A 23,861-nucleotide genomic window follows, 5' to 3' on the forward strand; every position below is an offset into this window, starting at 1 on the left:
AAATTTTTTTATGAGGATTTACGATGATATAGCCATTGGTTTGTGCCTTCTTAAAATACCTATGCGGCGATCGCTATTGTTAGACTACTTTAGTACTTAGCAACTTGTAACCTGTAATAAAGTTCTAAGAATTTCTAAATTTTTATACATTTATACATATTTTATATATGGGTGACAAATTGCATTTCTAAACAGTTGCCACTACAATCTGTGATATTTTTCGCGATGTCCTATGCAAACTAATTCTGCTAAGCAGTCCGAGCCATCCCAAAACAACTATCAGCCTTCCGTCCCAATATCCCTATATAAGGAGCTAGCAGCGGAACTGCAATCAGCGCAGCATAAGGTAACTTCTTTGCAGTTGCAAAACGAGCATTTGCTAAAAACAAATCAAACTTTAATTCGAGAATTTACCAAGGAATTCGAGGCGATCGCCATCTCTAGCCAGCAGTTGCTTCAGCTTCTGAAAACTCTGAGCGTAGATACACAGGAGCAGTTATCGCCACAACTAGAAATCAAGCCGCAAGAAATCAAGCCGCTAGAAGAACCCAAGCTGCAAGATTTCACCCCGCCGCCATCGGTAGTAAATCATTTAGTGGAGCCAGTTGCTAAATCTAAAGCTGTAAATTACTTACAGGTAAGTACGCCACACGTACAGGGAAATAAGGCACAGGAAAGCAAGCCGCAGGGAAATAAGCCCAGACCCAACAACAACAGCAGCAGTAATAGTAACTCTGCAAAAGTAGATCGCGTCGATCTGCCTAGAAAGTCCCAGGAATCTGTAGTAAAGCCGAAACAGGCGAATGTGTCGTCACCGCAAACCAAAAAACAAGCAGTTACCAGGGTTGTCGCGGATGCTAAGCCCCCCACATCATCGCCAGCCAGTTCCTCACCCGCATCTAAACTGAAGACGCACCAGGAAGAACCATCCAACCTAAATAATCTGGAATCAACCTCCGACGAGGGCAGTATCAATGGCTGGTGGTTGGCACTAACAATCCTCCTGATCGTAGTTACTTCCTTTGGTGCTGGCTACTTTTTAATGCGCCCGCTTGTTAAATCCAAATAGTCGCCACTGAAAAAACTGGCAACCCCTTTTGACTATGCATGACGGCATTATTCATGAAGAATACTAAGGAAGGGTAAAGATGTGCTGCGGTCGTTGTCTTCTGCGTATTTTGGTATGAACTCACGCACGCAGCCTATGGAGAAGTTTGTCGTTGCAAGGGGATCTTCGATATACCTGATGGACGTGCCTTTTATATCGACTTTGTAGAAGGCATGACAGATAGCATCTATGTACCGCTCAATCTACCTAGATGGTTAGAAGAAAGACCCGAACGCTTTAGTGGTATTGAAGTAGTGGGGCGAGGTTTTGATAGTCCTGTCTGCATCATTTTTAACTTCTGGCGATCGCTGCCTACACTCATCAGCGATCGCTTTTTAATATCTGTCCCTTTCCAACTGCTCTATGGCTCGCTGCCAATACCATTCTTCAGGCTTACCAGGATTCTTGACCTTTAGGTTGTTAACTAGACGATGGGCAGCAGCGCGATCGCCTTGCAATCTTTCAAATAGTTTCTTCTGTAGGTCATAGGTTCTACTTACGCTTGCAGTTTTGTTTTTACTAGGGTAGGGCTTAAACGGCTTGAGTGGTGTTCTCCCTCCTGGACGTTGAAAATCTTTCCAATTTACTCCAAAGAAAAGCCCGTATAGCAAAATAACCACAGCTACCTGTGGAATCATGTATAGAATATGAAAACTCAAGGGGGGCTGAGAATATAGCCGGATTCCTATGATGGCGTAGAGCGTAGGGGTGAGAGCCGAGGTAACTGAGACTGCTAGAGAGGAGGATAGTATCCAATAAGCTATTTTTGTATTAAGCATCTTTTCCCCCTACACAATATCAAAGACAGGTTTTGGCTTCCTTAGATACACCAGATCCCACGGCTAGCTCTTTATGGCATTCAATGCCATTTCTTAGAATCGTTACCTTGACTTGAGAATTACTGCTGTATAGGCTACCTGTGGCAGTGACATAGGCACTCCTAGGAGCATTAAAGGTTACTTTGTAAGGAAGCCTATCTTCTATCTTCTCAATTCTCGTAGGTATAGTCCCGATTATATAAACTCCAACAAATCTATCCCCCGTACTGCCCTCAAACCTGATTTCGTAGCTATCTTCTCCCTGAATCGCTGCTACTGGGCTAGAGACAATTGAGGTGGGATTGCTATCTATCTTTGCAAGTATGAAGCCCGTAGAGAATCCCGCTGCCAATAGAAAAATTGAACCGATCGGCTTTTTCATCTAATTCCAGCCTCACCCCGCCATTGTTAATAAGAGTTCAGCACCCGTTTTAACAACCCTCAAGACATCTTCGCGGGGAAGATTCTCTAAATCTTTAATTACTGCATCTACAGGTTTAGCTTGTTGATGCGGTTTCCCATCCAAGACAGCCTTTATCTCATCTAGCGTATAACCTGCCATCATTGCGATTTTGGCTAGGTTCTTAGTATCTGGAATTGCTCCGTTCTCCCAGCTTATGACAGCACTGGCAGAAACCCCCAAACTACGTGCAAAAGCCCTACGACTTTTTGAACGCTTTACCAAGTCGTTAATTATTTTTTGCAGTTTTTCTCTACCTTCAAGGCTTGACATGGTGATAAGTCTACTTACCGACTAGTCAACATTTTACCCGTTTCCCTAGTCAACCTGGTGACCACTTGACAGATAAACTTATCACCCTGTGGCTTGGTAGATGTAATTATCAACTGGTCATATGAATAACCAAAAAACAAAGAGGAAAACTACCCCCAAAAATGAGCGTCCTGTTAAAATTTCCTGCTTTCTTCCCTATGAACTGGCTGAAAGGGTTCGTTTTGAAGAGTATTCAGAGAAAAAGACAAAAAGTGCTATTTGTTCTGAAGCGCTACAAGAGTACTTCCACCGCCGCGACTACGCACAGGAGAGAGCCTAATGCTGACGGCAGAGAAATTCCCAGGCTACGAACTGCGGCTCCCCTTCTACCTGGAAGCCTTCACCGAGTATTTACCGCGAAGCGACGGCGACGCTTGAGAATCCCGATCGGCTGCTTACAGCAACGGAATTTTTGCGCGTCGGCAAACGGCTATCATGAAATCGCATGGCTGCTCAAACTCCCCGACTTGCCTCCACCAGGCAAGCAATTATTGCGGGAGCAATGGCAGCTAATGCATTGATTTTATGGCTACGCAGGGATAAAAGCCATGCCTATGAGCCGCGCACTTTATCCCGTTGATTGGGAAGCGATGTCACCGCCGCGCCCACGCTAGTTGCTCCTCTAACTATCAGGAAAGGCTATCAAACTGACCTTCTGCGGGTAACGCAAATAGCCTGATTATTGGAAGGGTTAATATACAAGACTTCTAGGTTCCTTTAAATTATTTTGGACTAATTTACTTGGACTAGCTTATTTACTTGTCTATGTGTAAAATTAGCTCCACATAGGCATTCTAGCTCTTTAATCCAAAATGTCAACCGAGTTTAATTTTGACGAATCATGCTGGTATTCCGGCTGCGATGATACCTATTTAGCAGAGTTGCTGCCAGCCCATCCTGGCTATTGGTTTGTCGTGCTTCTAGGTCGCGGCTATCTGGCAACATCCGATCGCCCTTTTCCCCGGAAAAACATCGTCAACTTCCTGGCTAAGCATGGCTTTGTGTTCGATCTCGCGATCTGGGAATCCGTTGTATCCGATCGCTTCACCCAAAACCCCTTTTTATCAAAAACATCTGCTCGCAGGGCGATCGCGGTTTGTCAAACTGGCAAGCATCAATTACCCCAAAGACCTGCTGTAGTTGAATTCGGTCAAAATACCGAGACAAAACCTAAATCCAGGCGGAGATCGCAGGTTTGCTTTATCCTCACCGCCGACCGGGAATTTCTGCACGTAGGCACGGCGCTCGATCCGCACAGTTCTCTGCAAAAGCTCCAGGCTGCTTACCCGCAAACATTAAACCTGATTGGCTCTCTTCCCGATCGCCGTAAGCTCGGCCAAACGATTCACCAGCAGTTCGGGCACCTGAATACTCAGGGAAACTGGTTTCGCTATTCCCAGGAACTACAAGCCCATATCGCATCCCTACTTGCGACTTAAATAGGCTTTGCGTTTCGGTTCCTCGAAGTGCTCGATCGCGTATCTTAGCATCGTGCGCGGCATCTGCGTGCAATAACGATCCAAAAAAGTCTCCAGGGTTTGCCTATCTTTCTTCCCAACTTCGCGCAAAGCCCAGCCCACCGCCTTATGAATTAGATCGTGCGGGTGGTTAAGCAGAATAACCGCAATCTGCCACGTATCCTCAAATTGGTCGTGCTTGATAAATTCCATCGTCGTAATTATGGCAATCCTTTGCTCCCAAAGGCTTTCAGAACGCGCCAGATCGTACAGAACACTGCGATCGCGCTCTAGCAAGTACGCTCCCAAAATCGGGCGACAGGTGACATCCACTAAATCCCAGTTATTTATCCATTCTGTATGTTGCAAATAGAAGGTCGCGATCTCTGATTGCTCTGCCACAGAGGCTTTAGGAAACTGATAGGTCAAAATTAGTAACGCTGTCAGGCGTTCCTCGTGAATCTTACTCTGCAACAGATTTTCGATATCCAACAGATTCAAATCCACATATGCCTTTGCTAGCTTGCGTTGCTCGGGGACGGCGATTCCCAAGAACTCATCGCCTTCGCCATACTCGCCTTTGTCAGTTTTAAAGAAGCGGCTGAGTGCCTTAGCCTTCTCTGAATTGCTAAGAGCCTTTAGCTTTTGTTTCAGGTCGTCAAGTCTACTCACGATTTTGTTATCATACTAAGAATATGAGACTTATATTTAGTCTAATTTCAATTTACTGAGTCTTAAATGAGACCAGGTGGAGCCGATAATAGCGGAAAGAAATGACCGACTGGCCCCTGTCCCTTACCGATCGCCAGACTGTGTTTTAATGCCTGCGTGACATAGGTTTTCGCATCTTTTACCGCTATTAGCTTGGGCTTACCCAGTGCCAGATTGGCGGCGATCGCTGCCGATAGCGTGCAACCCGTACCGTGCGTGTGGGGAGTCTCAACCGTCTCAGTTCGCAATACCTCGATCTGCCCATCCTCACACCACACATCCACGCCGCGCAGTTCCCCTGGCATCCCACCGCCCTTGACCAGCAGAGTTTTTACACCTAGGGATAGGATCTTCTGGGCGGCCTGTTGCATATCCGCTAGCGTGGCAATCTCCATGCCAGCTAGGATTTGGGCTTCGTAGCGGTTGGGCGTGGCGATCGCGGCAAGGGGTAAAAGCAACCGCGTCATGCTTTGCACGGCATCGTCATCGATTAACTGCGCTCCGGTACGCGATACCATCACCGGATCGACTACGACATTGGCAAAACCCATTGCCGCCAACTTCTTGGCAATCGTGCGGATAATCTCCTGGTTCAAGAGCATCCCCGTCTTAACTGCCAGGACGCGGATATCCGTCACCACCGCCTCGATTTGCGCCGCCACCGCCTCCGGTGACATGGCATCTACCCGATTTACTCCCAGCGTATTCTGCGCAGTCACGCAGGTAATAGCGCTCGTACCGTGCACGCAATGAAATGCAAACGTCCGCAAATCCGCCTGAATTCCCGCCCCACCGCCGCTATCCGAGCCAGCGATCGTCATAGCAACAGGCACGTTCGTTCGATCCAAAATATTAGTTGGCATATCAAAATTTATAGTCTTATTTCTAGAATGCAAGACATATACTGAGTCTATAAATAACATTATGAGTCTTATTCATAGACAAAAAAGAAGAATCTTCTCCGCGAGCTAAGTAGTCGGATTGCTCTTTATTTGTTGAAGTAGTTCTATTATGGCATTTGGGTTGTTCTGCATCATTTGCTCCAATGCATCTTTACTCATACCCGTTTCGCGTTGAAGGGAAAGCATCATCAGCGAAATCGCCACGGATTGCGTATGCGGATGATCTTCGCCAAATGTTGCCATTAAAATTCCCAAAGCCCTTTGGAAAAGCGGTTCCGCCTCCGCGTACTTCCCTTGCGATTGGTATAGCAATGCGAGATTATTGACGCTTTGTGCGACATCAGGATGGTCAGCTCCCAGTTTTCGTACCCTAATTTCCCACGATTTCAGGTGTAACAGTTCTACGATTTCGCCGTAATTCCCTTGCAATTGGTGTAGATACGCGAGATTATTGAGGCTTCGTGCGACATCAGGATGGTCTGCTCCCAGTTGCCCTTTAGTAATTTCGAGCGATCGCAGGTATAGAGGTTCCGCCTCCGCGTACTTCCCTTGCAACTGGTATAGATGTGCGAGATTATTGAGAAAGGTGGCAACATCGGGATGGTCTGCTCCCAGTTGCCCTTCAGTAATTTTGAGCGATCGCAGGTATAGAGGTTCCGCCTCCGCGTACTTCCCTTGCAACTGGTATAGATGTGCGAGATTATTGAGAAAGGTGGCAACATCGGGATGGTCTGCTCCCAGTTGCCGTTCAGTAATTTCGAGCGATCGCAGGTATAGAGGTTCCGCCTCCGCGTACTTCCCTTGCAACTGGTATAGATGTGCGAGATTATTGAGAAAGGTGGCAACATCGGGATGGTCTGCTCCCAGTTGCCCTTCAGTAATTTTGAGCGATCGCAGGTATAGAGGTTCCGCCTCCGCGTACTTCCCTTCTGCTTTGTATAGCTCTGCGAGATTATTGAGGCTTTGTGCAACACGGGGATGGTCTGCTCCCAGTTGCCGTTCCCAAATTTCCCGCGATCGTCGATACAGCAGTTCTGCCTCTGCGTAATTCCCTTGCGATTGGTATAGAAATGCCAACCAACTTAAACCTATTGCTAAAGATTCTGGACTTCCTGTATCTTCCAAACGTTCCACTAGAAAACTCAGATGTGGCATGACGAGATTCGTTTCTGCCCACAGCGAGTATCTGGGGTTTTCCGAACTGCGTTTTGCCTCTGCCACTATCGCATCATAAGCCGCAGAGTCTAATTCTGAAGCAGTTTCCAATTGCTGCCATTTCACCGCAAAAAACTCTCGTAGCAGTTGGTGCAGTTGATAGATATCCTTGCCCACCCTCTGCAATAAATGCAAACTTACCATCTCGTCTCGCCGATCTTCTAGATCTTCCTCATCCCATTCTGGTAAACACGCTCTCACCATGCTCCAGGGAATCGGAGCGAGAGCAAATCGACTCAGCAGTCCTGCTAATGTTTGAGATTCCAATGTCAGTGTTTCCCAACTCACATCAAATGCCTCCGCCACTCCCAACGGGGCTGTCATGCCAGGATAGGCTTTCTCCAGTGCCTTTGCATCCAGGCGTTTTTCCTCCAGCCGTTTTCGCAGCGTCGCCAATCCCACATCCGTTTTTTGCTCTAGGTAGCGCCCTACCAGTTCTAACCCCAAGGGTAAGTCGCCTAGCCATTCGCACAACCACTCTGCCTGCGTCAGGTCGGCATCGATCCGACCGTCCTTCACCAACTTTCGCAACAAATTCAGAGATTCCGATCGCTCCAAAATATCCAATGTCAATTCTTGGATTCGCCCACCCAAGCGCAACCGCGTCGTCAGCAACACCTTAAAGCGAGGATTTACCGGCGGCAAAAATGGCTCGATCGCTTTATAGTCCCCCACGTCGTCAAAGATTACCAGCACCTCCCCTTCCTGCCAGTAACGCCAGCAATAGGCTATCTGCTCCGACAGTTCTGCGTCCTCTCGCGGGTTTAACAGCAACTGCGAGCGAGCAAATGCCACGATCTGACTGCCCGCATCTTCGCGCGATCGCAGCCAGCACAGTCCGCCTGGATATGCTTGCCCGTATTTCAACCCGTATTGCAATGCCAATTCCGTTTTACCGACACCGCCCATCCCCCTAACCGCCGTAATGGCAATGCGATCGCCCCCTTGCAACATCTGATGCAGTTGAGTTAAAGCTTCATCCCGCCCGACAAAAGCGATCGCGCCACTGCGCGGCAAATTATTCGGCGCTCCACCTGATATTTTGTCCTGCCCCTCCGCCGTGGTGGAATCGTTAGGCGAAGAGGCTACTGAGGGGAAAGGTATTTTTTGAGAAAGCGCTTTGTGCTGTTGTAAACAGGGCTATCCTCGCGATCGCTTGGCTGCGGACGGCAAATCGTCAGGTGATCTGTGCCCGTTACGCGGATCAAAGGTAAATCTTTGCTCAAGGAAGCGCTGACTTCATCCACGACAATACCTACTACTGGCAGGGGCTTTGTCTCTCCAAAGCACCACACAGGAATCTTGCTCAGTTTTTCATCCTGTAAGAAATCATCGTTCAACTCGCGCAAGCGACTGTGCCCAAAACTCAGTTCTTCGACGCTAGCCGTTACTTTTAATATTTTTAGCAGCGCATCATTAGCAGCTTGAACTTTGTCAGCGAGGGACGAGCCGACATGAGGAGTTGCCAAAAAGAGAATCCCTTTGGTTTGCTCTGCAACCTGCCGCCATTCCTCAGAACTCATTTAAGAAAGTATAAATACTTAGTATTTTTTGCTGCTTCAGGGGATGTATGGTACTGAAATGCTGACTTCTTACATGGTAGCAATGTGACTAAAAGAAGCTTTTCTTGACTTCCCAAATGGGTTCTCAGACTTAGCACCTTTAGCATTGCGCAAGGTCTGCTTGATTAGCAATCCCCCCATGCTATGCGTGACAAAGACCACAGGATGCCTACCTATCTCTCGGTTAGCAAACACCTCAAGCACCAGATTAGCCTGATCGTAAAGTGGATTTGTATCGCCACGCCATGCCGTGGGTGCTACCTCATAGTCCAACGACCATATCCCCAAATCTGGACGATCCTTTCCCAACCATACCGGCCAGAAATCTAATTGACCTGCATCTAGCCTAGTGCCATCGCGATCGCACTGTTTCTGCAACTGCTTAATCTCATCGGGGTTTGCGTGCCACGTTTCCAAACCGTCGCCTCCCAACCCATGCACGAATACGACATCCCCAAACCGCTCCAGATTGTCGCATCCCCCAATCTTAATCAGCTTTGCCATCGCAACCCTAAACCTATATTTATATGCAAGAATTATAGCTGTTTTCAAAGTAAAAAGGGCGTTTGCGCGATCTTTGACTTTGCTATATCCTGGCATGCCCCCAATATCGCTCTTACAGCGTGAGTCTTAATTTATAGACAAAAATTGCTCGACTAAATTATTTATACCAATCCGCAATCGCAAGCCCTACAACTCTTGAGAACTCACTAACGTTATGGGTCACAAGAGTTGCCTGACGTGCCAAAGCTGTCCCAGCAATCAAAACATCGATTGAACCTATAGGCGTACCTTGTTTCTCTAATTGAGCGCGAATTGATGCAGCAGCAAAGGCATCAGCATAATCGAACGGTACTAAATTAACTTGGCTCGATAGTTGTTGAAGCTGTTGGATGCGTTTTGCAGGTGAGATGGACTTTGCAATTCCAACATGCAATTCAAAAAGAACGATTGTAGAAATAGCAATTTCTTGAGGAGAGACGCTAGCAAGATTTTTTAAAACCTGCCCTTGACCTTTAAAGTAGTAGATTAGAGTATTGGTATCTAGAAGATACATCTTATAGGCTCTCCCGTAAAATGTCGTGTCCAGAAGTTGCACGAATCTCCTCTAGCGAAGGGAAATCCTCACCCCAGCTTCCTGCTAAGGAATTAACAAGCTCTGTCCAGGAACTAGTAACGCCAGTACTATCTGTTCGATCTGCATTTAGAGATTTAGCACGAATAAATTCAGCAAAGTCCAGGATTTCGCTAGCTTGCTCTTGAGGAAGGGATTTAACAAGTTCGTAAATTTGTTCGGCGATAGTCATAATGTTCCACAGATGAAGTAAACAACTTAAAGGCGGTAATATTGCTCCGGCAATGAAAAAGAAAGCATAGGATAATAGAAGTAAAGGCACAAGGAGGTTTGACATGGATAAACCAGATGGCCGACACCTATCGATAGAGACGCAAAATTACCTTCGACAGCAAGCGATCCGGTTGCGAGAACAAGGGAAACGAGTATGTGATATTAGTGAGTACCTGGGGATTCATCGTAACACGATTACGGAGTGGTGGTGGGCGTATCAAGATTACGGAGAAGCAGCCCTGTTTCAGCAGCGACGAGGACGAGAGGTAGGGGAAGGGCGCAGTTTAAGTGCCTCAGAGGAAACAACGATTGAAGAAATGCTGCGGGGACACAGCCCGGAGGAATACCAGATCGAGAGCGCCTTGTGGAGTAGACGAGCCGTAAAAGCCTTAATCGAGCAAGAATTAGGTGTGGAGATGCCAATCCGCACAGTGGGGGAATACCTCAAACGATGGGGCTACAGCCCCCAGAAGCCGATCGAACGTGCCTATGAGCAAGACCCCGCTGCCGTGAAACACTGGTTACAGGAAGAATATCCCGCGATTGAGCAACGGGCACAAGCAGAAGGTGCCGAAATCGAGTGGGGAGATGAATCGGGACTCAGTTCTGATGAGTATGGAGGGCGAGGTTATGCACCCAAGGGGCATCCCCCTGAAATTCGTCCTAGTAAACGCGAGCGGACACGGTTGAATTTCATTGCTAGCATCAGTAATCAAGGCACGATTCAATTTATGCTTTACACCTGTACCTTGACAGCCCCAGTATTTATTGAATTTCTGCAACGGTTGATTGACAAGCGTTCAAGCAAACTGTTTTGGATCGTGGATCGCCATCCCGTCCATCGAGAGCGCCCCGTGCAGCAATGGTTAGAACAGCACTCCCAGGAGATCGAGTTATTTTATTTGCCTTCCTATGCGCCGCAGTTGAATCCAGTAGAGTATTTCAATGGTGATGTGAAACAGGGAGTTCACGCCAAACCTCTGACGCGAAACCTGGGTCAATTAAAACATAGATTGCTATCTCAACTGCAGAAATTGCAGAGATTGCCTGCCCACATTAGGAGTTACTTTAAGCATCCATCTATTATTTATGCTGCTCTATAGATTGCATTCTATTTTATTGCCAAGGCAATAACTCAATTATATGAAGCCCAAACACTTCTCGTTTCGTTATAGTCTGGCACAGTTCCTATATTGCTTTTACAAAGCTTGAATGCGCTTTATCAGGTCATAGAACGGCTGCCAATCATCCTCTTCCGTAATTCTCTCCCATACCGCTTCGATTTCCGGCCTGAGTAGACTCGTCGTGGGATTGGCCTGCCGCAACCGCTCTGCGATCGCCGCCATCTCCCCCTCAGGCATTCTAATTAGATAATGATGGTAGAGCGATCGCCAGTTATCTAAAATCTGCTGATGCTCTTCGCCCAGTTCCCATTCCACCCGATCCAATATATTGCTGCGATCTTCTCGCCAGGTGCGATCGAACTGCTGTCTGAGTGCGATGAAGAAGTCATGGTAACCCATCTGCGTAGAGCCGACAAACTGAAGAGTTAATGTAATAATTTCCTCTGCTTCTGAGGGCGAAAGCTGCTCCAATCCCAACCGATTTAGCATCATGCGGCAATACTCTTCGCGATAATGCTCCTTGAATTTCGCTAAGCCCGCTTCCAAATCCGACTGTTCCATCACCATGCGCAATGGATACTGCAACATCTCCAGATTCCAATAGCATACCGCTGGCTGATTGGCATAACGGTAACGCCCATAGTAGTCGAAATATGCCGCTGTAAAATTTGGATCGTAGGTGGAAATAAACGCATAGGGGCCATAGTCGAAACTCTCACCCGTAATCGACATGTTATCCGTATTCAAGACCGCATGACAGAAACCCACCGCCATCCATTGCGCTACAAGGGCTGATGTCCTCTGCACTAGTTCGGCATAGAACTCTGCATAAAGCTCTCGTTCGTCTACCTGAGCGATCGCTTTGCCCCTCAGCAAATGCGAATAATACACTTCGATGACATGATTCAAAAGCTTTCGAATGAAATCCGCTCTGCCGATTGCGTGCAATCGCTCGAATGTCCCAAAGCGAATATGCGATCGCGAAAATCTCACCATCACCGACGAACGTGTTGGAGAAGGCTCGTCGCCCCGCCACAACTTCTCACCTGTTTCGATCGCGCAAAGGCATCGCGAAGTCCTGACTCCCAAGCGATGTAACATCTCGGCTGCCAACACCTCCCGCACTCCCCCTTTCAGCGTGAGGCGACCATCCGCCGTCCGCGAGTATGGAGTTTTACCCGATCCCTTCGTACCGAAATCGTATAACTCTCCATCTATTGCCCGTACTTGCCCGTACACAAATCCCCGACCATCTCCCAACTGTGGATTGTACTCGCCAAACTGATATCCATGATAGCGCAAGGCTAGAAACGGGCGAATCCCCTGAAATGTCCCAAACGCTTCTACAAAATGCCGATCTTCCACCTCCTTAGAATTCAAGCCAATTTGAGGCAAAAGCTCGTCATTGCGCCAGCGCAGAACGTGCATTGGGAACTCCGCTGCGGCTACCACATCGTAGTAATCATCCCCCAACGCTTCCATCGCTTGCTCGTATTCCAAGTTTAGAAATGGGTTGGAAGAGAGGTTGGTTTGCAAAGACTGCTGCATATTCGGATCCGGAGATACTTTCTGTACTTTCACTATCTTTACACTTCAGCGCTACTAGTTGGCGGTAACCCTTCAACAACGCAGCAGTTTCTTTTCAAGAATAGAATTCTTAAATTTAGACCTACTACAATACCCTGAGTCTCGTACTAAGACGCAGACATATAGAAAACCTCTGTATTTGGCTAGAAGTACTGCCCCATACCAAATCTGCATTAATTAGCCCTATGATTTCTAGTGATTGGAAGTTGTGGCCGCACGAACAAAGTCTGCCTGCGCAGACTCCAAGAAAAGGGGGGTAGCAAACCAGGATTTGGGATTGGTCTTGACCAAAATCTTAATTAATCCTTCAGGATTTTTGGTTTCACTTTGCAGCATATGTAACAGTCTTGCCCAGGTGCGTTCGGCTATTAACTATAGCGATCCTACTTTGGGTTGTAAAATTTCTTCGTCGATCGCAGATCGCCAATAACTGTTAAATCAACTGAATAATCCCTTCAAATTAGCGAAACTTTCCCGCACTAGTTTGCGTCTCCCCAGTTAGGAGATTTGATGTAAAGATAGCCCATTTGGATGAGTCATTCAGGCGAAGCAGTGGGTATGTCTGACTGGTTATTGTAATGGTTTAGAACGAGACTGAGGGAGAGGAGGCTTGAGAAGATGGATAATGTTCTCAGTATTAAGGCAAGTATTGCAGCACTCGTGCTTGGAGTTGCAATGCTGTCAATCTCCCAAGCTAGTAGTAATGCTGTCTATCAGGAAGTAGCTAATAGTGAAAATAGTTCTTTGCCAGTTGCTGCACCGTTAACTACTAAGACTGACATTGTATCCCTAGAATTAGATAGCGATCCCGGTTGGCTCCCTGTCGCAGACCGCGATGGCAAGTCTGGGTGCTTGAAAAATACTGCTTCACAAAAAGTTTTGTGCAGTATTATCAATATCCGCAAGATCGCACAGCAAAAATCTAACTAACCGGATTATAGCTACTGCTCGTCCTGGTCGCGGTTACGACGGTTCATGAACCGTATCTCTTGCAATAGGACGTTAAAACGCTGGTCTGTTTCAGCCTGACGCTGCTCAATTATGGTTTGCCGCTCGTCCATTCTGGACATTAATTCAGTAAGTGTATCGATATTATCTGCCAACATGCGATGTGTCTCTGCCATATATGCCTGATTGGCTTGTAACTCACGTTGACCGATCTGTAACTCGCGTTGACTGGCTTGCCACTCGCGTTGACTGACTTGTAACTCGCGTTGAGTTTCCGCCATATATTCAAAATTGCTTTCCATCCGCAGCTGTGTCTCAGTCAGAATGGTAATAGCTTCTTCAACCGTGCGAACTCTTCTTTCCAGTGGTTCTTGAGTCATATGATGTAAGTGCCCTTATATAAGTGAATTATAGCCCTGCCCTCATAGCGCAGGGCTTGTTTGTTTGTAAACTGTGGCGATTTGTCGCAGATTACCAGCCTGAGAATAAGGATCTAAACCACAACCCGTTAGATTTTAGGGTTTCTCTGCAATTTGGTAGTTGATTTTCTCGAAAAAACAAGTCTATATATATATCGTCTAGATATTGTCCGGTTTTTGGGTTTTGCCACAAAGTTTTTCTGCCTAGCCTCTATGCCTATCCCCAATGACATTCCAGTTGCACAACGCATCAATAGTCCGGCAAGATCTGCAACCCATCCATTCGTGCGATCGCTCAAAGCGTTACCCTGGTGGGTTTACATTCTTGCCATAGTTGCCTTTTTCCTTCCCATGGTTGGCATGCACTTCATGTCCGGGAGATCGGATAGTAGGAACGCTAATAGTCAGAAATCGACTGCGATCGCTCCTGCCAACAGTTCGTCAGATCGAGATCCAGGCATAGATCCCACCACAGGCAGATCCTCCGAACAGATATTCGGTCATTTGGCTTATGCTGAAACTCCACTATCATCCCTGCGCGTAATCTCTAGAGCCAGCGACGGTTATGAAATCCGACTAAAGGAGCCTGCCGCCAAAGCATTTTTGCAAATGGCGGCGGTAGCTAGAACCAACGGCATAGAATTAGTTCCCATCTCCGGATTTCGCACGGTTGACGAACAAAAAAAATTGTTCTTCGACATCAGCAAACAGCGCAACCAAACCCCAGCCCAACGAGCTATGGTCAGCGCCCCGCCCGGCTATAGCGAGCACCATACCGGCTATGCGATCGACATTGGCGATGGTAGCGCTCCTAGTAGCAACCTTTCCCCCGATTTTGACAAAACAGAAGCTTTCCGTTGGCTTGAAAGCAATGCCGCCCAATTTGGCTTCGAGCTATCTTTCCCAAAGAATAATCCTCAAGGAGTTAGTTACGAGCCTTGGCATTGGCGTTATGTCGGTGATAGCGAAAGTCTTGCTACTTTCTACAAGAATCAACCCCAAAGTCAAACTAGCTCGCGTCGATAAGCAGATATAGGATGAGATGAATAGAAATAGTGACGAAGATCTAACTCTACTGGCGATCGCCATCTTTACGCTCTCCATGTCGGTGTTAATTGGGCCAGCCATAGGCTTATCGCCCCTCATTCCCACTACTCTGACTGCAGTTCTATTAGGGTTATATGGCATTTATGCATCTGGATGGGGCGGGCAAGGGCGATCGATATTGATGGCCTGGTGGCAGGAAGCCTCACCCCAGCAGCGCGATCGCCTCCTGCACCACGAAGCCGGACACTTCCTGGCCGCCTACCTGCTGGGAATTAAGATTGTGGGATATAACCTCAGCCCCATCGCTGCCGCCAAACAGGGACAGTTGGGCGCGATCGGCGTTGAGGTGGATGTCGATCGCGTTATGCCCGATCGCTTAGAGCGTTATTGCACGGTTTGGATGGCAGGCATCGCCGCCGAGGAATATATTTACCAGGATGCTAAAGGAGGCGCAGAAGATATTCGCCAACTGCGGAACGCCACAGCACACTTGCCAAATCCCGAGCTGCACCAACGTTGGGCTTTGTTGCGGGCGCGAACTTTAATCGCAGAGCATCAAGAAGCATATCAGGCATTAGTTTTGCAAATGCAGCAAAATGCTACAGTCGAAAATTGCTATGCAGCTATAGATTTAACTCTATCAAATAAGACTATATAATTACATATATAGCCATAGACAGATCTGTTAGGACAGGGGGGTGTGGGGGCTACGCCCCCACGCAGGGGTGGAACCCCTGCACCCCGTCCTAAGCCTGTTGGCTATAGCTATATTAAAAACTTCAAGGGAGAGCATAATTCAGATGAGCGATACGATTTTCCCAGGATCGGCTGTGCGCGTAGTCAATCAAGGCGATACCTACTTTGGTTTTGAAGGGCAAGTACAGCGCATTACTGACGGTAAAGTGGCGGTACTGTTTGAGGGTGGTAACTGGGATAAGCTAGTTTCTTTTCGCATGTCTGAACTCGAACCCGTCGATGCCACTCTCAGCCGTAATAAGGGTAGAAAGAAGGCTTGAGCGAAACCATAATTGTCATTCCTTGCTACAACGAAGCAGAGCGGTTGTCAGTCGAACAGTTTAAGACCTTCTGCGATCGCCATGCCGACATAAATTTTTTATTTGTAAATGACGGTAGTGAGGATCGCACCCTGGAAATTTTGCAGGAATTGGCTCAAATCAACCCCGATCGCTTCAGCGCTCTCGATCTCCAGCCAAACCGAGGTAAGGCTGAAGCCGTGCGCGCTGGAGTCCTGGCAGCATTCGATCGATCTCCTGTCTATATTGGCTATTGGGATGCCGACCTCGCCACCCCTCTCCAGGAAATCCCTAACTTTATCGATCTGCTAGCTCGCAATCCCCAGTACGAACTACTATTTGGTGCCAGGGTAAAACTGTTGGGGCGATCGGTGCAGCGTAGCGCAGCGCGTCACTATTTGGGACGTATTTTTGCCACGGTTGCATCTATGGTTCTATCTCTAGCCATTTACGATACCCAGTGCGGAGCCAAGCTATTTCGCGCCACACCCCCACTGAAGGCGCTGTTCGCAGAACCCTTCATAACGAGTTGGGTATTTGATGTGGAAATTATCGCCCGTCTTATCCGATCGAGACATGGGCAAGACATGCCTCAAGCCGAGTCTGTAATTTGCGAAGTCCCGCTCCAGGAGTGGAACGACATTCCCGGCTCCAAGGTCAAGCCCTATGATTTCCTCAAAGCAATGGTAGAAATGATGCGAATTTACTGGAGCTATTTAAGAAATTGACACTCTCAATTACTGAACGGGTTTGGATTTAGGCTCCAGTGCAGAGGGAGTGGTAACGCCTTGCTTGCGCTGCTGAGCGCGGAACTGAAGTACTGCATCGTTTAGAGACTCAGCTTGATCGTTGTTAAATTGCTCCGGCGATCGCCCATTTAACAGATTAGCGTTGTGAATTAGTTGCATGACGCTGAGGTTGCTGTTCCCGACCGAATATAGCGATCGCGAGTCCTGGGTTTCCTGCAAAGCTTGTTGAGATTGAGTAGTTTGAGTAGTTGTGACTGTTTGGGCAGCAGCACTCAAACCAGATCCTGCAACTAAAACACTGCTACCAAGTAAGGTGAAAAATAATTTACGGGCTGACATAGAGATTTCTCCTTCGAGAGCGATAGCGCGATCGATATAAATTCTAATATACGTCACAGAAAATACTAGAGAGTAGCTTTAGTTAAATGGTTCCCACTACTATAGCCGCAGACAGATCTAATGATACAGGAGGTATGAGGGCTGCGCCCCCACCTATAGTATAGAAGAGGACTATTAATTACTTAATTTGAATACAGCTATGACAAGAGCAACTTGGCAGGGTGCCGTTTTGGCAGAGAGCGATCGCTGCGAGGTCGTAGAGGGCAATCAATATTTCCCACCCAATGCGATAAATTCAGAGTATTTCAAAGCGAGCGATACCCATACCACCTGTCCTTGGAAAGGTGTTGCTAGCTATTACAACATTGAGGTTGACGGTAACGTTAACAAAGATGCCGCCTGGTACTACCCCAACCCCAAAGATGCCGCCGCTAACATCAAAGGCTATATTGCTTTCTGGAAAGGCGTACAGGTCGAGCGGTAATTTAATCTAATCGCCGATTGTATAAAAAGTTATTATCTCAATTAAGGGTCGCAGGGGCATAGCCCCCGCTCTGGTTTTGTTCCCCTCTCCCTTGGGGAGAGGGTTTAGGGGTGAGGGTTTCAGGACTTTGCACAAAGTGAGTTAATCACAGATATAGGTTGTCGCCTATTATGGTGAGTTGCGGTTAAAAATTACAAACTGATGGTTGATGCGGATGTAATAGTAATTGGCTCCGGTATGGGCGGGCTGGTAACGGCAACTCAGCTAGCCGCCAAAGGAGTCAGGGTACTGGTTTTAGAAAAATACTTAATTCCAGGCGGTAGTGCTGGCTATTTTGAGCGCAATGGCTACCGCTTTGATGTCGGTGCGTCCATGATCTTTGGATTTGGCAAACAAGGCACGACCAACCTCCTGACCCGTGCCCTCGATGCCGTACGCGTGCATCTGGAAACAATTCCCGACGATACCCAGATTCATTACCATTTACCAAATGGACTGGATATTAAGGTCGCCCGAGACTACGAGAAATTCATGCAGGACTTAGGCGATCGCTTTCCCCACGAGCGCCAGGGCATCCGCAAATTCTACGATACCTGCTGGAAGGTATTTAACTGTCTCAACTCGATCGAACTGCTTTCCCTAGAAGAACTGGGCTATCTCACCCGTGTATTTTTTCAAAACCCCCTTGCCTGTTTTGGGTTGCTGAAATATTTGCCCCAGAATGCTGGGGATGTGGCCCGGCGTTATATCTCCGACCCAGAGCTACTGAAATTTATTGATATGGAGTGTTATTGCTGGTCGGTGGTTCCTGCCGATAGAACGCCCATGATTAATGCAGGAATGGTATTTAGCGATCGCCACTATGGCGGCATCAACTACCCCAAGGGCGGTGTCGGTCGCATCGCTGAAGTTCTGGTAGATGGCTTGACCAAAGCTGGCAGCGAAATCTGCTACGGTGCCAGAGTAACGCAAATTATACCTAAACCTAAAACTGGCGGCGCGATCGCCGTCAAGCTTGCCAATGGCGATACCCTAACTGCTAAGAGAGTGGTCTCGAATGCAACGCGCTGGGATACATTTGAATATTTGCTCAAAGACGAACCGATGCCAGCCAGCGAGCAACGCTGGCAGCAAAGATATCAGCGATCGCCCAGCTTCCTCAGCCTGCACCTTGGCGTGAAAGCCGACGCAATTCCACCCGGCACCGACTGCCACCATATCCTGCTGGAAGACTGGGCAGATATGGAAAAATCCGAGGGTACGATTTTTGTATCTATACCCACGCTTTTAGATCCCGATCTGGCACCACCCGGTCACCATATCGTCCATACATTCTCGCCAAGTTGGATGCAAGAATGGGAAGGCTTAAGTGCTAGCGAGTACGAACAACGTAAAGAAAAAGCGGCAAGTCAAATAATTGCGCGGTTGGAAAAAATTTTCCCAGGATTAGAAGCTAATCTGGACTACCAGGAAGTCGGTACGCCGCGCACGCACAGACGCTTTCTAGGCCGCTACGACGGCACCTATGGTCCCATCCCCAGCCGCAAGCTGATGGGTTTGTTGGGCATGCCCTTTAACCGCACCGCTATTCCCAATCTCTATTGCGTAGGTGACAGTACTTTCCCCGGCCAGGGCTTAAACGCCGTCGCATTTTCCGGCTTTGCTTGCGCGCACCTAGTAGCAACTACCCTGAAGTTGTAGTAATGGTGTCATAGCAGCCTTCAGCAACACATCGCGGGTATCTTATTTTCATGCACATAAATTTACTCGCGCAATCGGCGAGCTGGCATATAAAACAAAGTTATATATGCTACAAAAAAGCAGCTATTTGGCCTGAAATTTTAGAAACAACAAGCAAACCCATGTAGTTTAACTTGTTATGTAGAAAAATTAAGCGATTATTTAAAAAAATTAAGCTATCTATCCTGAGAGGTACAGGAATTGTCTTGCAGATAATGCCTCTGCACGGCTGTCCTGTCAGGCTGTAAATGCATGAAACCCTTGCGGGAAAATAGTTTTGGCGACATTACAAAATCTAAAGTTATTGCATACCCAAATTGCCGTTACTAGCGAACATTTGTTAAAAAAGTTTGAAGTCTTCCTTTAGGATTAGATATAATAACTTAGGTTTGTAACCTTAATTACATACAGATCGAATATAAAAGGTCTTAACAGGAGGTAGCAAAGTTGGCACGTAGACGTAAGCGCAAGAGTAGACGTCGTTTAGAGGGTAGAAAGATTCTCGAACATATTCCTCAGTTCAGTATTGATAGTGGAGAGGATAAGCCAGTGACTGCGGCACGTAAGTTTATTCACTCTTCAGGAATTGTACCGCCAGCGCTATTGTTGGTGAGACGAAACGAGCATACCACCGATCGGTATTTTTGGGCTGAGAAAGGACTTTTCGGGGCGCAGTATGTAGAAGAGAATCATTTCTTATTCCCCAGTCTCAGACCGCAGGAAGAAACTCCAGAACCTCGTTATGAATTTGCTGGCTCAGTTCGATAGAAAAGAATTTTAGTCAAGTAAGTTTTTAACAAAATCCCCTGCATTATTTACTTGTTATTCTGTTGGTGTCACGCAGTTACAGGTAGTAGTGCAGGGGAAATTTTATTGATTTCCTCGACAAATGCTAATATTTGCCTACTGGCAATGCTGCTAAATGCTATATTCCCAAAAACTATGGCACAGGAAAAAAAGGGGAAACCCAAGTGGATTAAAGAAATACTCGAACTAAAACCAGATCATGGGTGGGAAGCGCCAGCAGGCTATAAAATTTTTGTCGCCGATCGCGGAGCCGTGCGCTTGAACGTCCCCCAAGATTGGTACTTCGAACCTCAGGAAAAATCGTTCAAGTTTCTCGATAAAAAGCCGCCCGACGAAGATTGCGGTCTGGAAATATCCTTCAACCACTTGCCTCCCCATGACTGGAGCCAGTTCCCACTGGAAGCCACCTTAGAAAAAATCATGGCAGATGACTCTCGTAATGTAGTTGAAAGGGGCAAAGTCATTACCCTCAAGCGCCAGACCGCCAGAATTGTATGGTCGGAAATGAAGTTTATCGACACTCAAGCAGAACCGCGCGAGGCTTTCTCGCGAACTTGTATTGGTTTGGGCTCGAACGTTCAATGTTTGATTACATTTGACTTCTGGGCAGACCAGGCCCCGCAACTAACACCTATTTGGGATGAAGTCCTGCGATCGCTCACACTAGGTTTGTACATTCGCGATCCGAGAACGGGTATGGCCTTCCCAGACTGATTGTCAATCAGCAAAATTTTGCCCGGAAATCCAGCTAAAACTTACCTGCTAAGGCATTGACACAGCGATCGCAAAGCAGTGGATGCTCGACCGACTCGCCCACATGGGTGGAATAGTTCCAGCAACGCGGGCATTTCTGTCCGTCAGCATTGACAACAGCAATCTCTAAGGTTTCCAGGTTGGCGGTATGACTGAGATTCGCGGGAATAGATTCCACAAGTTCGGCCTGCGAAGCAATGAATAGGTATTGTAAATCGCTGCCAAGGGAACTCAGTCTTGCTTGTAGGACGGGATCGCTTACATGCAGCAGTACTTTAGCATCCAGTGAAGAACCGATCGCCTTCGCATTACGCGCCGCCTCCATCACCTTATTGACCTCAGAGCGCACTTCACGCAGGTTCTGCCACTTTTCAGCTAATTCGGGATCGTGCCATTCCTCTAAAGGATTTAACCACCCTGCCTGAAATACCGATTTACAGGGAACTGCATAGGGCATGTGCTGCCAGATATCCTCTGCGGTGTGGCATAGCACCGGAGCGATCGCTTTTGCCAATACTTCCAAACACAGCGATAATACAGTTTGACAACTACGCCGTCTATGGGAATTAGCAGCACTGATGTACAAGCGATCCTTGCCAATATCCAAATAGAAGTTGGATAGATCGACCGTGCAGAAATTTTGTATAGTTTGGAAGAAACGGAAGAACTGAAAGCGATCGAAGGCATCCGTAATCTCCAGGCAAACTTCGCGCAGGCGATGCAATAAGTAGCGATCTAAATCGGGTAACTGTTCGAGGGATACTGCGTCCTTGGTCGGATCGAAATCATAGAGGTTGCTCAGTAAGAACCTGGCTGTATTGCGGATTTTACGCGATACATCCGCCATCTGGTTGAGAATGTTTTTGCTAAGTGGAACATCAGCACCATAGTCAACGCTAGATACCCACAGTCTCAGGACATCGGCCCCGTAGGGAGGGGCTTGCTTTTGATCCTTCCCACCATTAATCACTTCCATCGGATCGATGCCATTCCCCTCCGACTTGCTCATCTTACGACCGCGATCGTCTACGATAAAACCGTGGGTGAGTACGGTTTTGTAAGGAGCGCGATCGTTCGCCGCCACGCTAGTCAGCAGAGATGATTGGAACCACCCGCGATGTTGATCGGAACCTTCTAAATATAGATCGGCAGGATAATCTAGTTGTTCGCGCTGCTTGAGTACGGCTGCCCACGAGGAACCGGAGTCAAACCAAACATCCATCGTATCCGTCCCCTTGCGATAGGTCTTGCCGTTATTGCGATATTGCGGTGGCAGCAGTTCTTCCACGCTGAATTCCCACCACACATCAGATCCGTGCTGGTGGATGAGAGCTTGGATATAGTCGATGGTTTCAGCATTGAGCAGTACTTCACCTGTCTCGGTATCGTAAAACACGGGGATGGGTACGCCCCAGTTGCGCTGGCGCGAGATACACCAATCAGAGCGCTCCTGCACCATCGCAGTAATCCGATTCTCTCCGATCGCGGGAATCCATTTTACAGATTTAATTGCTTGCAGTGCAGCTTCGCGGAATCCCTCCACCGAAGCAAACCACTGTTCTGTTGCCCTCACAATCGTGGGCTTTTTGGTACGCCAATCGTAGGGATATTTGTGCTCGTATGGCTCTTCTTTCAGCAACAAACCCCGTTCGGCAATGGCATCAACTACCGCTGCGTTGCCTTCCTTTAAAACATTCAACCCCGCAAATTGTCCTGCTTCTTGGGTAAAAATGCCGCGATCGTCAACGGGTGCCAGGATGCTCAAGCCATATTTTTTCCCGATCGCATAGTCATCCTGACCGTGCCCTGGAGCAGTGTGCACCAACCCCGTTCCGGATTCCGCCGTGACGTGGCTGCCTAGCAGGATGGGACTTTCGCGATCGAAGATGGGATGCTGGCAAATCGTATGTTCCAGTACCTCGCCAGAGAAGGTAGCTCCCTCGACCAGTTCCCGTTCAAATTTTGCTGCCAGACCGGAGACCAGCTCGGTAGCAACAATATAATACTTTTCGCCTGCGGATACGACGCTATAACTGAGGTCGGGATTCGCACTGATGGCTAAATTAGCGGGAATCGTCCAGGGAGTTGTCGTCCAGATTAAAGCATAGAGGCGAGCTGGATTTTCTAGAATTCCAGGAATTCGATCGTTTAATTGACTGCTTAATTTCTCGCTCAACTGCTTGACCGGAAAAGCGACGTAAATACTGCGGGAAGTATGACCTTCAGGATATTCCAGTTCCGCTTCGGCCAGCGCAGTTTGCGAACTGGGCGACCAGTAAACTGGTTTCAGCCCGCGATAAATGTAGCCCTTCAGTGCCATTTGCCCGAATACTGCTATCTGTGCCGCTTCGTATTCCGGCTTGAGCGTGTAGTAGGCATTGCTGTAGTCGCCCCAAATTCCCCAGCGCTTAAAACCAGCAGATTGCTCCGCGATCGCGTCTAGAGCAAAATCCCGTGCCCGATGTCGTAATTCCAATGGGGTCAAGCTCTTGCGTTCTTCCGGCTTCAGATTCTGGATTACTTTCAGTTCGATCGGCAAGCCGTGGCAGTCCCAACCCAAAACGTAGCGCACTTTGCGCCCGCGCATAATTTGGTAGCGATTGATAATGTCTTTGAGAATCTTATTTAAGGCGTGTCCGGTGTGCAGGCTGCCATTAGCATAGGGTGGGCCATCGTGCAAAATAAACTTCTCGCCCTGATTGCGGGCAGCCAAATCTTCATAAATTTTCTGTTCTTCCCAAAATTGCTGAATCTCCGGTTCCCTATCTTTAGCATTAGCCCGCATCGAAAACTCAGTTTGGGGCAGGTTAACCGTGTCTTTATATTCAGAAGTTTCTGTGGTCTTAGAAGTCATGTTTTAGTATCTGGGTCTGCTACTGCTATTATCGAGCCGAGTTAACGATAGTTATAACACCTGTACTACAATTATAACATCGA

General features: G+C 47.7%; 27 protein-coding genes. 14 read left to right on the forward strand and 13 right to left on the reverse strand.

Annotation, left to right across the window (positions count from 1 at the left end; all coding sequences use genetic code 11):
* Positions 1-232: 232 nt before the first annotated feature.
* Together PSE6802_RS0124805 and PSE6802_RS35555 are read left to right on the forward strand one after the other, a co-directional pair.
* A complete protein-coding gene (locus PSE6802_RS0124805) occupies positions 233-1,069 on the forward strand; it encodes a hypothetical protein (protein ID WP_019502713.1) in 837 nt (278 codons plus the stop codon).
* Positions 1,070-1,281: 212 nt separating this feature from the next.
* Complete coding sequence (locus tag PSE6802_RS35555; RefSeq protein WP_193372424.1) at positions 1,282-1,524, forward strand: hypothetical protein; 243 nt, start codon at positions 1,282-1,284, stop codon at positions 1,522-1,524.
* A 382-nt stretch (positions 1,525-1,906) separates the two neighbouring features.
* Here PSE6802_RS35555 and PSE6802_RS0124815 read toward each other — a convergent pair whose 3' ends face one another.
* Both PSE6802_RS0124815 and PSE6802_RS0124820 read right to left on the reverse strand, forming a co-directional pair.
* On the reverse strand, positions 1,907-2,308 hold the full coding sequence (locus PSE6802_RS0124815; protein WP_019502715.1) for a hypothetical protein: 402 nt from the start codon (positions 2,306-2,308) through the stop codon (positions 1,907-1,909).
* A gap of 12 nt (positions 2,309-2,320) precedes the next feature.
* Positions 2,321-2,659, reverse strand: coding sequence for a helix-turn-helix domain-containing protein (locus PSE6802_RS0124820; protein WP_019502716.1), 339 nt, complete (start codon positions 2,657-2,659; stop codon positions 2,321-2,323).
* Between the two features lie 161 nt (positions 2,660-2,820).
* Here PSE6802_RS0124820 and PSE6802_RS0124825 point away from each other — a divergent pair, with 161 nt between their 5' ends.
* Complete coding sequence (locus PSE6802_RS0124825) at positions 2,821-3,219, forward strand: hypothetical protein (RefSeq protein ID WP_019502717.1); 399 nt, start codon at positions 2,821-2,823, stop codon at positions 3,217-3,219.
* 291 nt (positions 3,220-3,510) lie between these two features.
* Positions 3,511-4,137 (forward strand): hypothetical protein, encoded by a 627-nt coding sequence (locus tag PSE6802_RS0124830; RefSeq protein WP_019502718.1) that lies wholly within the window; start codon positions 3,511-3,513, stop codon positions 4,135-4,137.
* On the opposite strand, the gene PSE6802_RS0124835 is transcribed toward PSE6802_RS0124830, so the two are convergent.
* From PSE6802_RS0124835 to PSE6802_RS0124865, 7 genes are all read right to left on the reverse strand, one after another.
* The gene (locus PSE6802_RS0124835) at positions 4,123-4,827 is read right to left on the reverse strand and encodes a DNA alkylation repair protein (RefSeq protein WP_019502719.1); all 705 of its coding nucleotides are present in this window, start codon (positions 4,825-4,827) and stop codon (positions 4,123-4,125) included. The genes PSE6802_RS0124830 and PSE6802_RS0124835 overlap by 15 nt on opposite strands.
* Before the next feature lie 62 nt (positions 4,828-4,889).
* Entirely contained in the window at positions 4,890-5,729 is an 840-nt protein-coding gene (gene thiD, locus PSE6802_RS0124840) for a bifunctional hydroxymethylpyrimidine kinase/phosphomethylpyrimidine kinase (RefSeq protein ID WP_019502720.1), read from the reverse strand.
* Between the two features lie 105 nt (positions 5,730-5,834).
* Positions 5,835-8,000, reverse strand: coding sequence for a tetratricopeptide repeat protein (locus tag PSE6802_RS0124845; protein ID WP_019502721.1), 2,166 nt, complete (start codon positions 7,998-8,000; stop codon positions 5,835-5,837).
* Between the two features lie 68 nt (positions 8,001-8,068).
* Positions 8,069-8,506, reverse strand: coding sequence for a hypothetical protein (locus tag PSE6802_RS0124850; protein WP_019502722.1), 438 nt, complete (start codon positions 8,504-8,506; stop codon positions 8,069-8,071).
* Between the two features lie 69 nt (positions 8,507-8,575).
* A complete protein-coding gene (locus PSE6802_RS31495) occupies positions 8,576-9,049 on the reverse strand; it encodes an esterase/lipase family protein (protein ID WP_193372425.1) in 474 nt (157 codons plus the stop codon).
* Positions 9,050-9,206: 157 nt separating this feature from the next.
* Positions 9,207-9,602, reverse strand: coding sequence for a type II toxin-antitoxin system VapC family toxin (locus tag PSE6802_RS0124860; RefSeq protein WP_019502724.1), 396 nt, complete (start codon positions 9,600-9,602; stop codon positions 9,207-9,209).
* Between the two features lies 1 nt (position 9,603).
* Positions 9,604-9,957 carry a DUF2281 domain-containing protein gene (locus PSE6802_RS0124865; protein ID WP_019502725.1) on the reverse strand — a complete coding sequence of 118 codons (354 nt, stop codon included), beginning with the start codon at positions 9,955-9,957 and terminating at the stop codon, positions 9,604-9,606.
* On the opposite strand from PSE6802_RS0124865, the gene PSE6802_RS0124870 reads away from it, so the two are divergent.
* A complete protein-coding gene (locus tag PSE6802_RS0124870; RefSeq protein ID WP_019499741.1) occupies positions 9,956-10,996 on the forward strand; it encodes an IS630 family transposase in 1,041 nt (346 codons plus the stop codon). The genes PSE6802_RS0124865 and PSE6802_RS0124870 overlap by 2 nt on opposite strands.
* A gap of 96 nt (positions 10,997-11,092) precedes the next feature.
* Here the strand turns inward: PSE6802_RS0124870 and PSE6802_RS0124875 are convergent, their stop codons facing one another.
* Entirely contained in the window at positions 11,093-12,565 is a 1,473-nt protein-coding gene (locus PSE6802_RS0124875; protein WP_019502726.1) for a protein adenylyltransferase SelO, read from the reverse strand.
* A gap of 657 nt (positions 12,566-13,222) precedes the next feature.
* Between PSE6802_RS0124875 and PSE6802_RS0124885 the strand changes: the two genes are divergently transcribed.
* Positions 13,223-13,534 carry a hypothetical protein gene (locus PSE6802_RS0124885; protein ID WP_019502728.1) on the forward strand — a complete coding sequence of 104 codons (312 nt, stop codon included), beginning with the start codon at positions 13,223-13,225 and terminating at the stop codon, positions 13,532-13,534.
* Positions 13,535-13,545: 11 nt separating this feature from the next.
* Here the strand turns inward: PSE6802_RS0124885 and PSE6802_RS30275 are convergent, their stop codons facing one another.
* Complete coding sequence (locus PSE6802_RS30275) at positions 13,546-13,932, reverse strand: hypothetical protein (RefSeq protein WP_019502729.1); 387 nt, start codon at positions 13,930-13,932, stop codon at positions 13,546-13,548.
* 252 nt (positions 13,933-14,184) lie between these two features.
* On the opposite strand from PSE6802_RS30275, the gene PSE6802_RS0124895 reads away from it, so the two are divergent.
* The 4 genes from PSE6802_RS0124895 (at position 14,185) to PSE6802_RS0124910 (ending at position 16,780) form a co-directional block, all read left to right on the forward strand.
* Positions 14,185-14,997, forward strand: a complete 813-nt coding sequence (locus tag PSE6802_RS0124895) for a M15 family metallopeptidase (protein ID WP_156815650.1) — start codon at positions 14,185-14,187, stop codon at positions 14,995-14,997.
* 16 nt (positions 14,998-15,013) lie between these two features.
* Entirely contained in the window at positions 15,014-15,676 is a 663-nt protein-coding gene (locus PSE6802_RS0124900) for a hypothetical protein (RefSeq protein WP_019502731.1), read from the forward strand.
* Between the two features lie 142 nt (positions 15,677-15,818).
* Entirely contained in the window at positions 15,819-16,034 is a 216-nt protein-coding gene (locus PSE6802_RS0124905) for an NAD(P)H dehydrogenase subunit NdhS (RefSeq protein ID WP_019502732.1), read from the forward strand.
* Positions 16,031-16,780 carry a glycosyltransferase gene (locus PSE6802_RS0124910; protein ID WP_019502733.1) on the forward strand — a complete coding sequence of 250 codons (750 nt, stop codon included), beginning with the start codon at positions 16,031-16,033 and terminating at the stop codon, positions 16,778-16,780. The genes PSE6802_RS0124905 and PSE6802_RS0124910 overlap by 4 nt, the downstream gene beginning before the upstream one ends.
* Positions 16,781-16,789: 9 nt before the next feature.
* Here the strand turns inward: PSE6802_RS0124910 and PSE6802_RS0124915 are convergent, their stop codons facing one another.
* Positions 16,790-17,140 (reverse strand): hypothetical protein, encoded by a 351-nt coding sequence (locus PSE6802_RS0124915; RefSeq protein ID WP_019502734.1) that lies wholly within the window; start codon positions 17,138-17,140, stop codon positions 16,790-16,792.
* Positions 17,141-17,339: 199 nt separating this feature from the next.
* Between PSE6802_RS0124915 and PSE6802_RS0124920 the strand changes: the two genes are divergently transcribed.
* The 4 genes from PSE6802_RS0124920 to PSE6802_RS0124930 all read left to right on the forward strand — a co-directional run bounded on the left by PSE6802_RS0124920 (position 17,340) and on the right by PSE6802_RS0124930 (position 20,885).
* Entirely contained in the window at positions 17,340-17,624 is a 285-nt protein-coding gene (locus PSE6802_RS0124920) for a DUF427 domain-containing protein (RefSeq protein WP_019502735.1), read from the forward strand.
* Positions 17,625-17,825: 201 nt separating this feature from the next.
* The gene (gene crtH / locus PSE6802_RS0124925) at positions 17,826-19,325 is read left to right on the forward strand and encodes a carotenoid isomerase (RefSeq protein WP_019502736.1); all 1,500 of its coding nucleotides are present in this window, start codon (positions 17,826-17,828) and stop codon (positions 19,323-19,325) included.
* A gap of 486 nt (positions 19,326-19,811) precedes the next feature.
* Positions 19,812-20,132, forward strand: a complete 321-nt coding sequence (locus PSE6802_RS32285; RefSeq protein ID WP_071592323.1) for a DUF3155 domain-containing protein — start codon at positions 19,812-19,814, stop codon at positions 20,130-20,132.
* A 174-nt stretch (positions 20,133-20,306) separates the two neighbouring features.
* Positions 20,307-20,885 carry a hypothetical protein gene (locus PSE6802_RS0124930; protein ID WP_019502737.1) on the forward strand — a complete coding sequence of 193 codons (579 nt, stop codon included), beginning with the start codon at positions 20,307-20,309 and terminating at the stop codon, positions 20,883-20,885.
* A 34-nt stretch (positions 20,886-20,919) separates the two neighbouring features.
* Here the strand turns inward: PSE6802_RS0124930 and ileS are convergent, their stop codons facing one another.
* Positions 20,920-23,778, reverse strand: coding sequence for an isoleucine--tRNA ligase (gene ileS, locus PSE6802_RS0124935; protein WP_019502738.1), 2,859 nt, complete (start codon positions 23,776-23,778; stop codon positions 20,920-20,922).
* Positions 23,779-23,861 lie beyond the last annotated feature (83 nt).

The organism is Pseudanabaena sp. PCC 6802, from assembly GCF_000332175.1.
GTDB lineage: Bacteria > Cyanobacteriota > Cyanobacteriia > Pseudanabaenales > Pseudanabaenaceae > PCC-6802.

Coding starts and splice junctions, on each gene's coding strand:
- PSE6802_RS35555 (WP_193372424.1), top strand. CDS start 1,282: ATGACAGATAGCATCTATGTACCGCTCAATCTACCTAGATGGTTAGAA.
- PSE6802_RS31495 (WP_193372425.1), bottom strand. CDS start 9,049: ATGGCAAAGCTGATTAAGATTGGGGGATGCGACAATCTGGAGCGGTTT.
- PSE6802_RS0124825 (WP_019502717.1), top strand. CDS start 2,821: ATGAGCGTCCTGTTAAAATTTCCTGCTTTCTTCCCTATGAACTGGCTG.
- PSE6802_RS0124805 (WP_019502713.1), top strand. CDS start 233: ATGCAAACTAATTCTGCTAAGCAGTCCGAGCCATCCCAAAACAACTAT.
- PSE6802_RS0124920 (WP_019502735.1), top strand. CDS start 17,340: ATGACAAGAGCAACTTGGCAGGGTGCCGTTTTGGCAGAGAGCGATCGC.
- ileS (WP_019502738.1), bottom strand. CDS start 23,778: ATGACTTCTAAGACCACAGAAACTTCTGAATATAAAGACACGGTTAAC.
- PSE6802_RS0124875 (WP_019502726.1), bottom strand. CDS start 12,565: ATGCAGCAGTCTTTGCAAACCAACCTCTCTTCCAACCCATTTCTAAAC.
- PSE6802_RS0124870 (WP_019499741.1), top strand. CDS start 9,956: ATGGATAAACCAGATGGCCGACACCTATCGATAGAGACGCAAAATTAC.
- PSE6802_RS30275 (WP_019502729.1), bottom strand. CDS start 13,932: ATGACTCAAGAACCACTGGAAAGAAGAGTTCGCACGGTTGAAGAAGCT.
- thiD (WP_019502720.1), bottom strand. CDS start 5,729: ATGCCAACTAATATTTTGGATCGAACGAACGTGCCTGTTGCTATGACG.
- PSE6802_RS0124850 (WP_019502722.1), bottom strand. CDS start 8,506: ATGAGTTCTGAGGAATGGCGGCAGGTTGCAGAGCAAACCAAAGGGATT.
- PSE6802_RS0124820 (WP_019502716.1), bottom strand. CDS start 2,659: ATGTCAAGCCTTGAAGGTAGAGAAAAACTGCAAAAAATAATTAACGAC.
- PSE6802_RS0124860 (WP_019502724.1), bottom strand. CDS start 9,602: ATGTATCTTCTAGATACCAATACTCTAATCTACTACTTTAAAGGTCAA.
- PSE6802_RS0124900 (WP_019502731.1), top strand. CDS start 15,014: ATGAATAGAAATAGTGACGAAGATCTAACTCTACTGGCGATCGCCATC.
- PSE6802_RS0124895 (WP_156815650.1), top strand. CDS start 14,185: ATGCCTATCCCCAATGACATTCCAGTTGCACAACGCATCAATAGTCCG.
- PSE6802_RS0124930 (WP_019502737.1), top strand. CDS start 20,307: ATGGCACAGGAAAAAAAGGGGAAACCCAAGTGGATTAAAGAAATACTC.
- PSE6802_RS0124905 (WP_019502732.1), top strand. CDS start 15,819: ATGAGCGATACGATTTTCCCAGGATCGGCTGTGCGCGTAGTCAATCAA.
- PSE6802_RS0124915 (WP_019502734.1), bottom strand. CDS start 17,140: ATGTCAGCCCGTAAATTATTTTTCACCTTACTTGGTAGCAGTGTTTTA.
- PSE6802_RS0124815 (WP_019502715.1), bottom strand. CDS start 2,308: ATGAAAAAGCCGATCGGTTCAATTTTTCTATTGGCAGCGGGATTCTCT.
- crtH (WP_019502736.1), top strand. CDS start 17,826: ATGGTTGATGCGGATGTAATAGTAATTGGCTCCGGTATGGGCGGGCTG.
- PSE6802_RS0124830 (WP_019502718.1), top strand. CDS start 3,511: ATGTCAACCGAGTTTAATTTTGACGAATCATGCTGGTATTCCGGCTGC.
- PSE6802_RS0124885 (WP_019502728.1), top strand. CDS start 13,223: ATGGATAATGTTCTCAGTATTAAGGCAAGTATTGCAGCACTCGTGCTT.
- PSE6802_RS0124865 (WP_019502725.1), bottom strand. CDS start 9,957: ATGTCAAACCTCCTTGTGCCTTTACTTCTATTATCCTATGCTTTCTTT.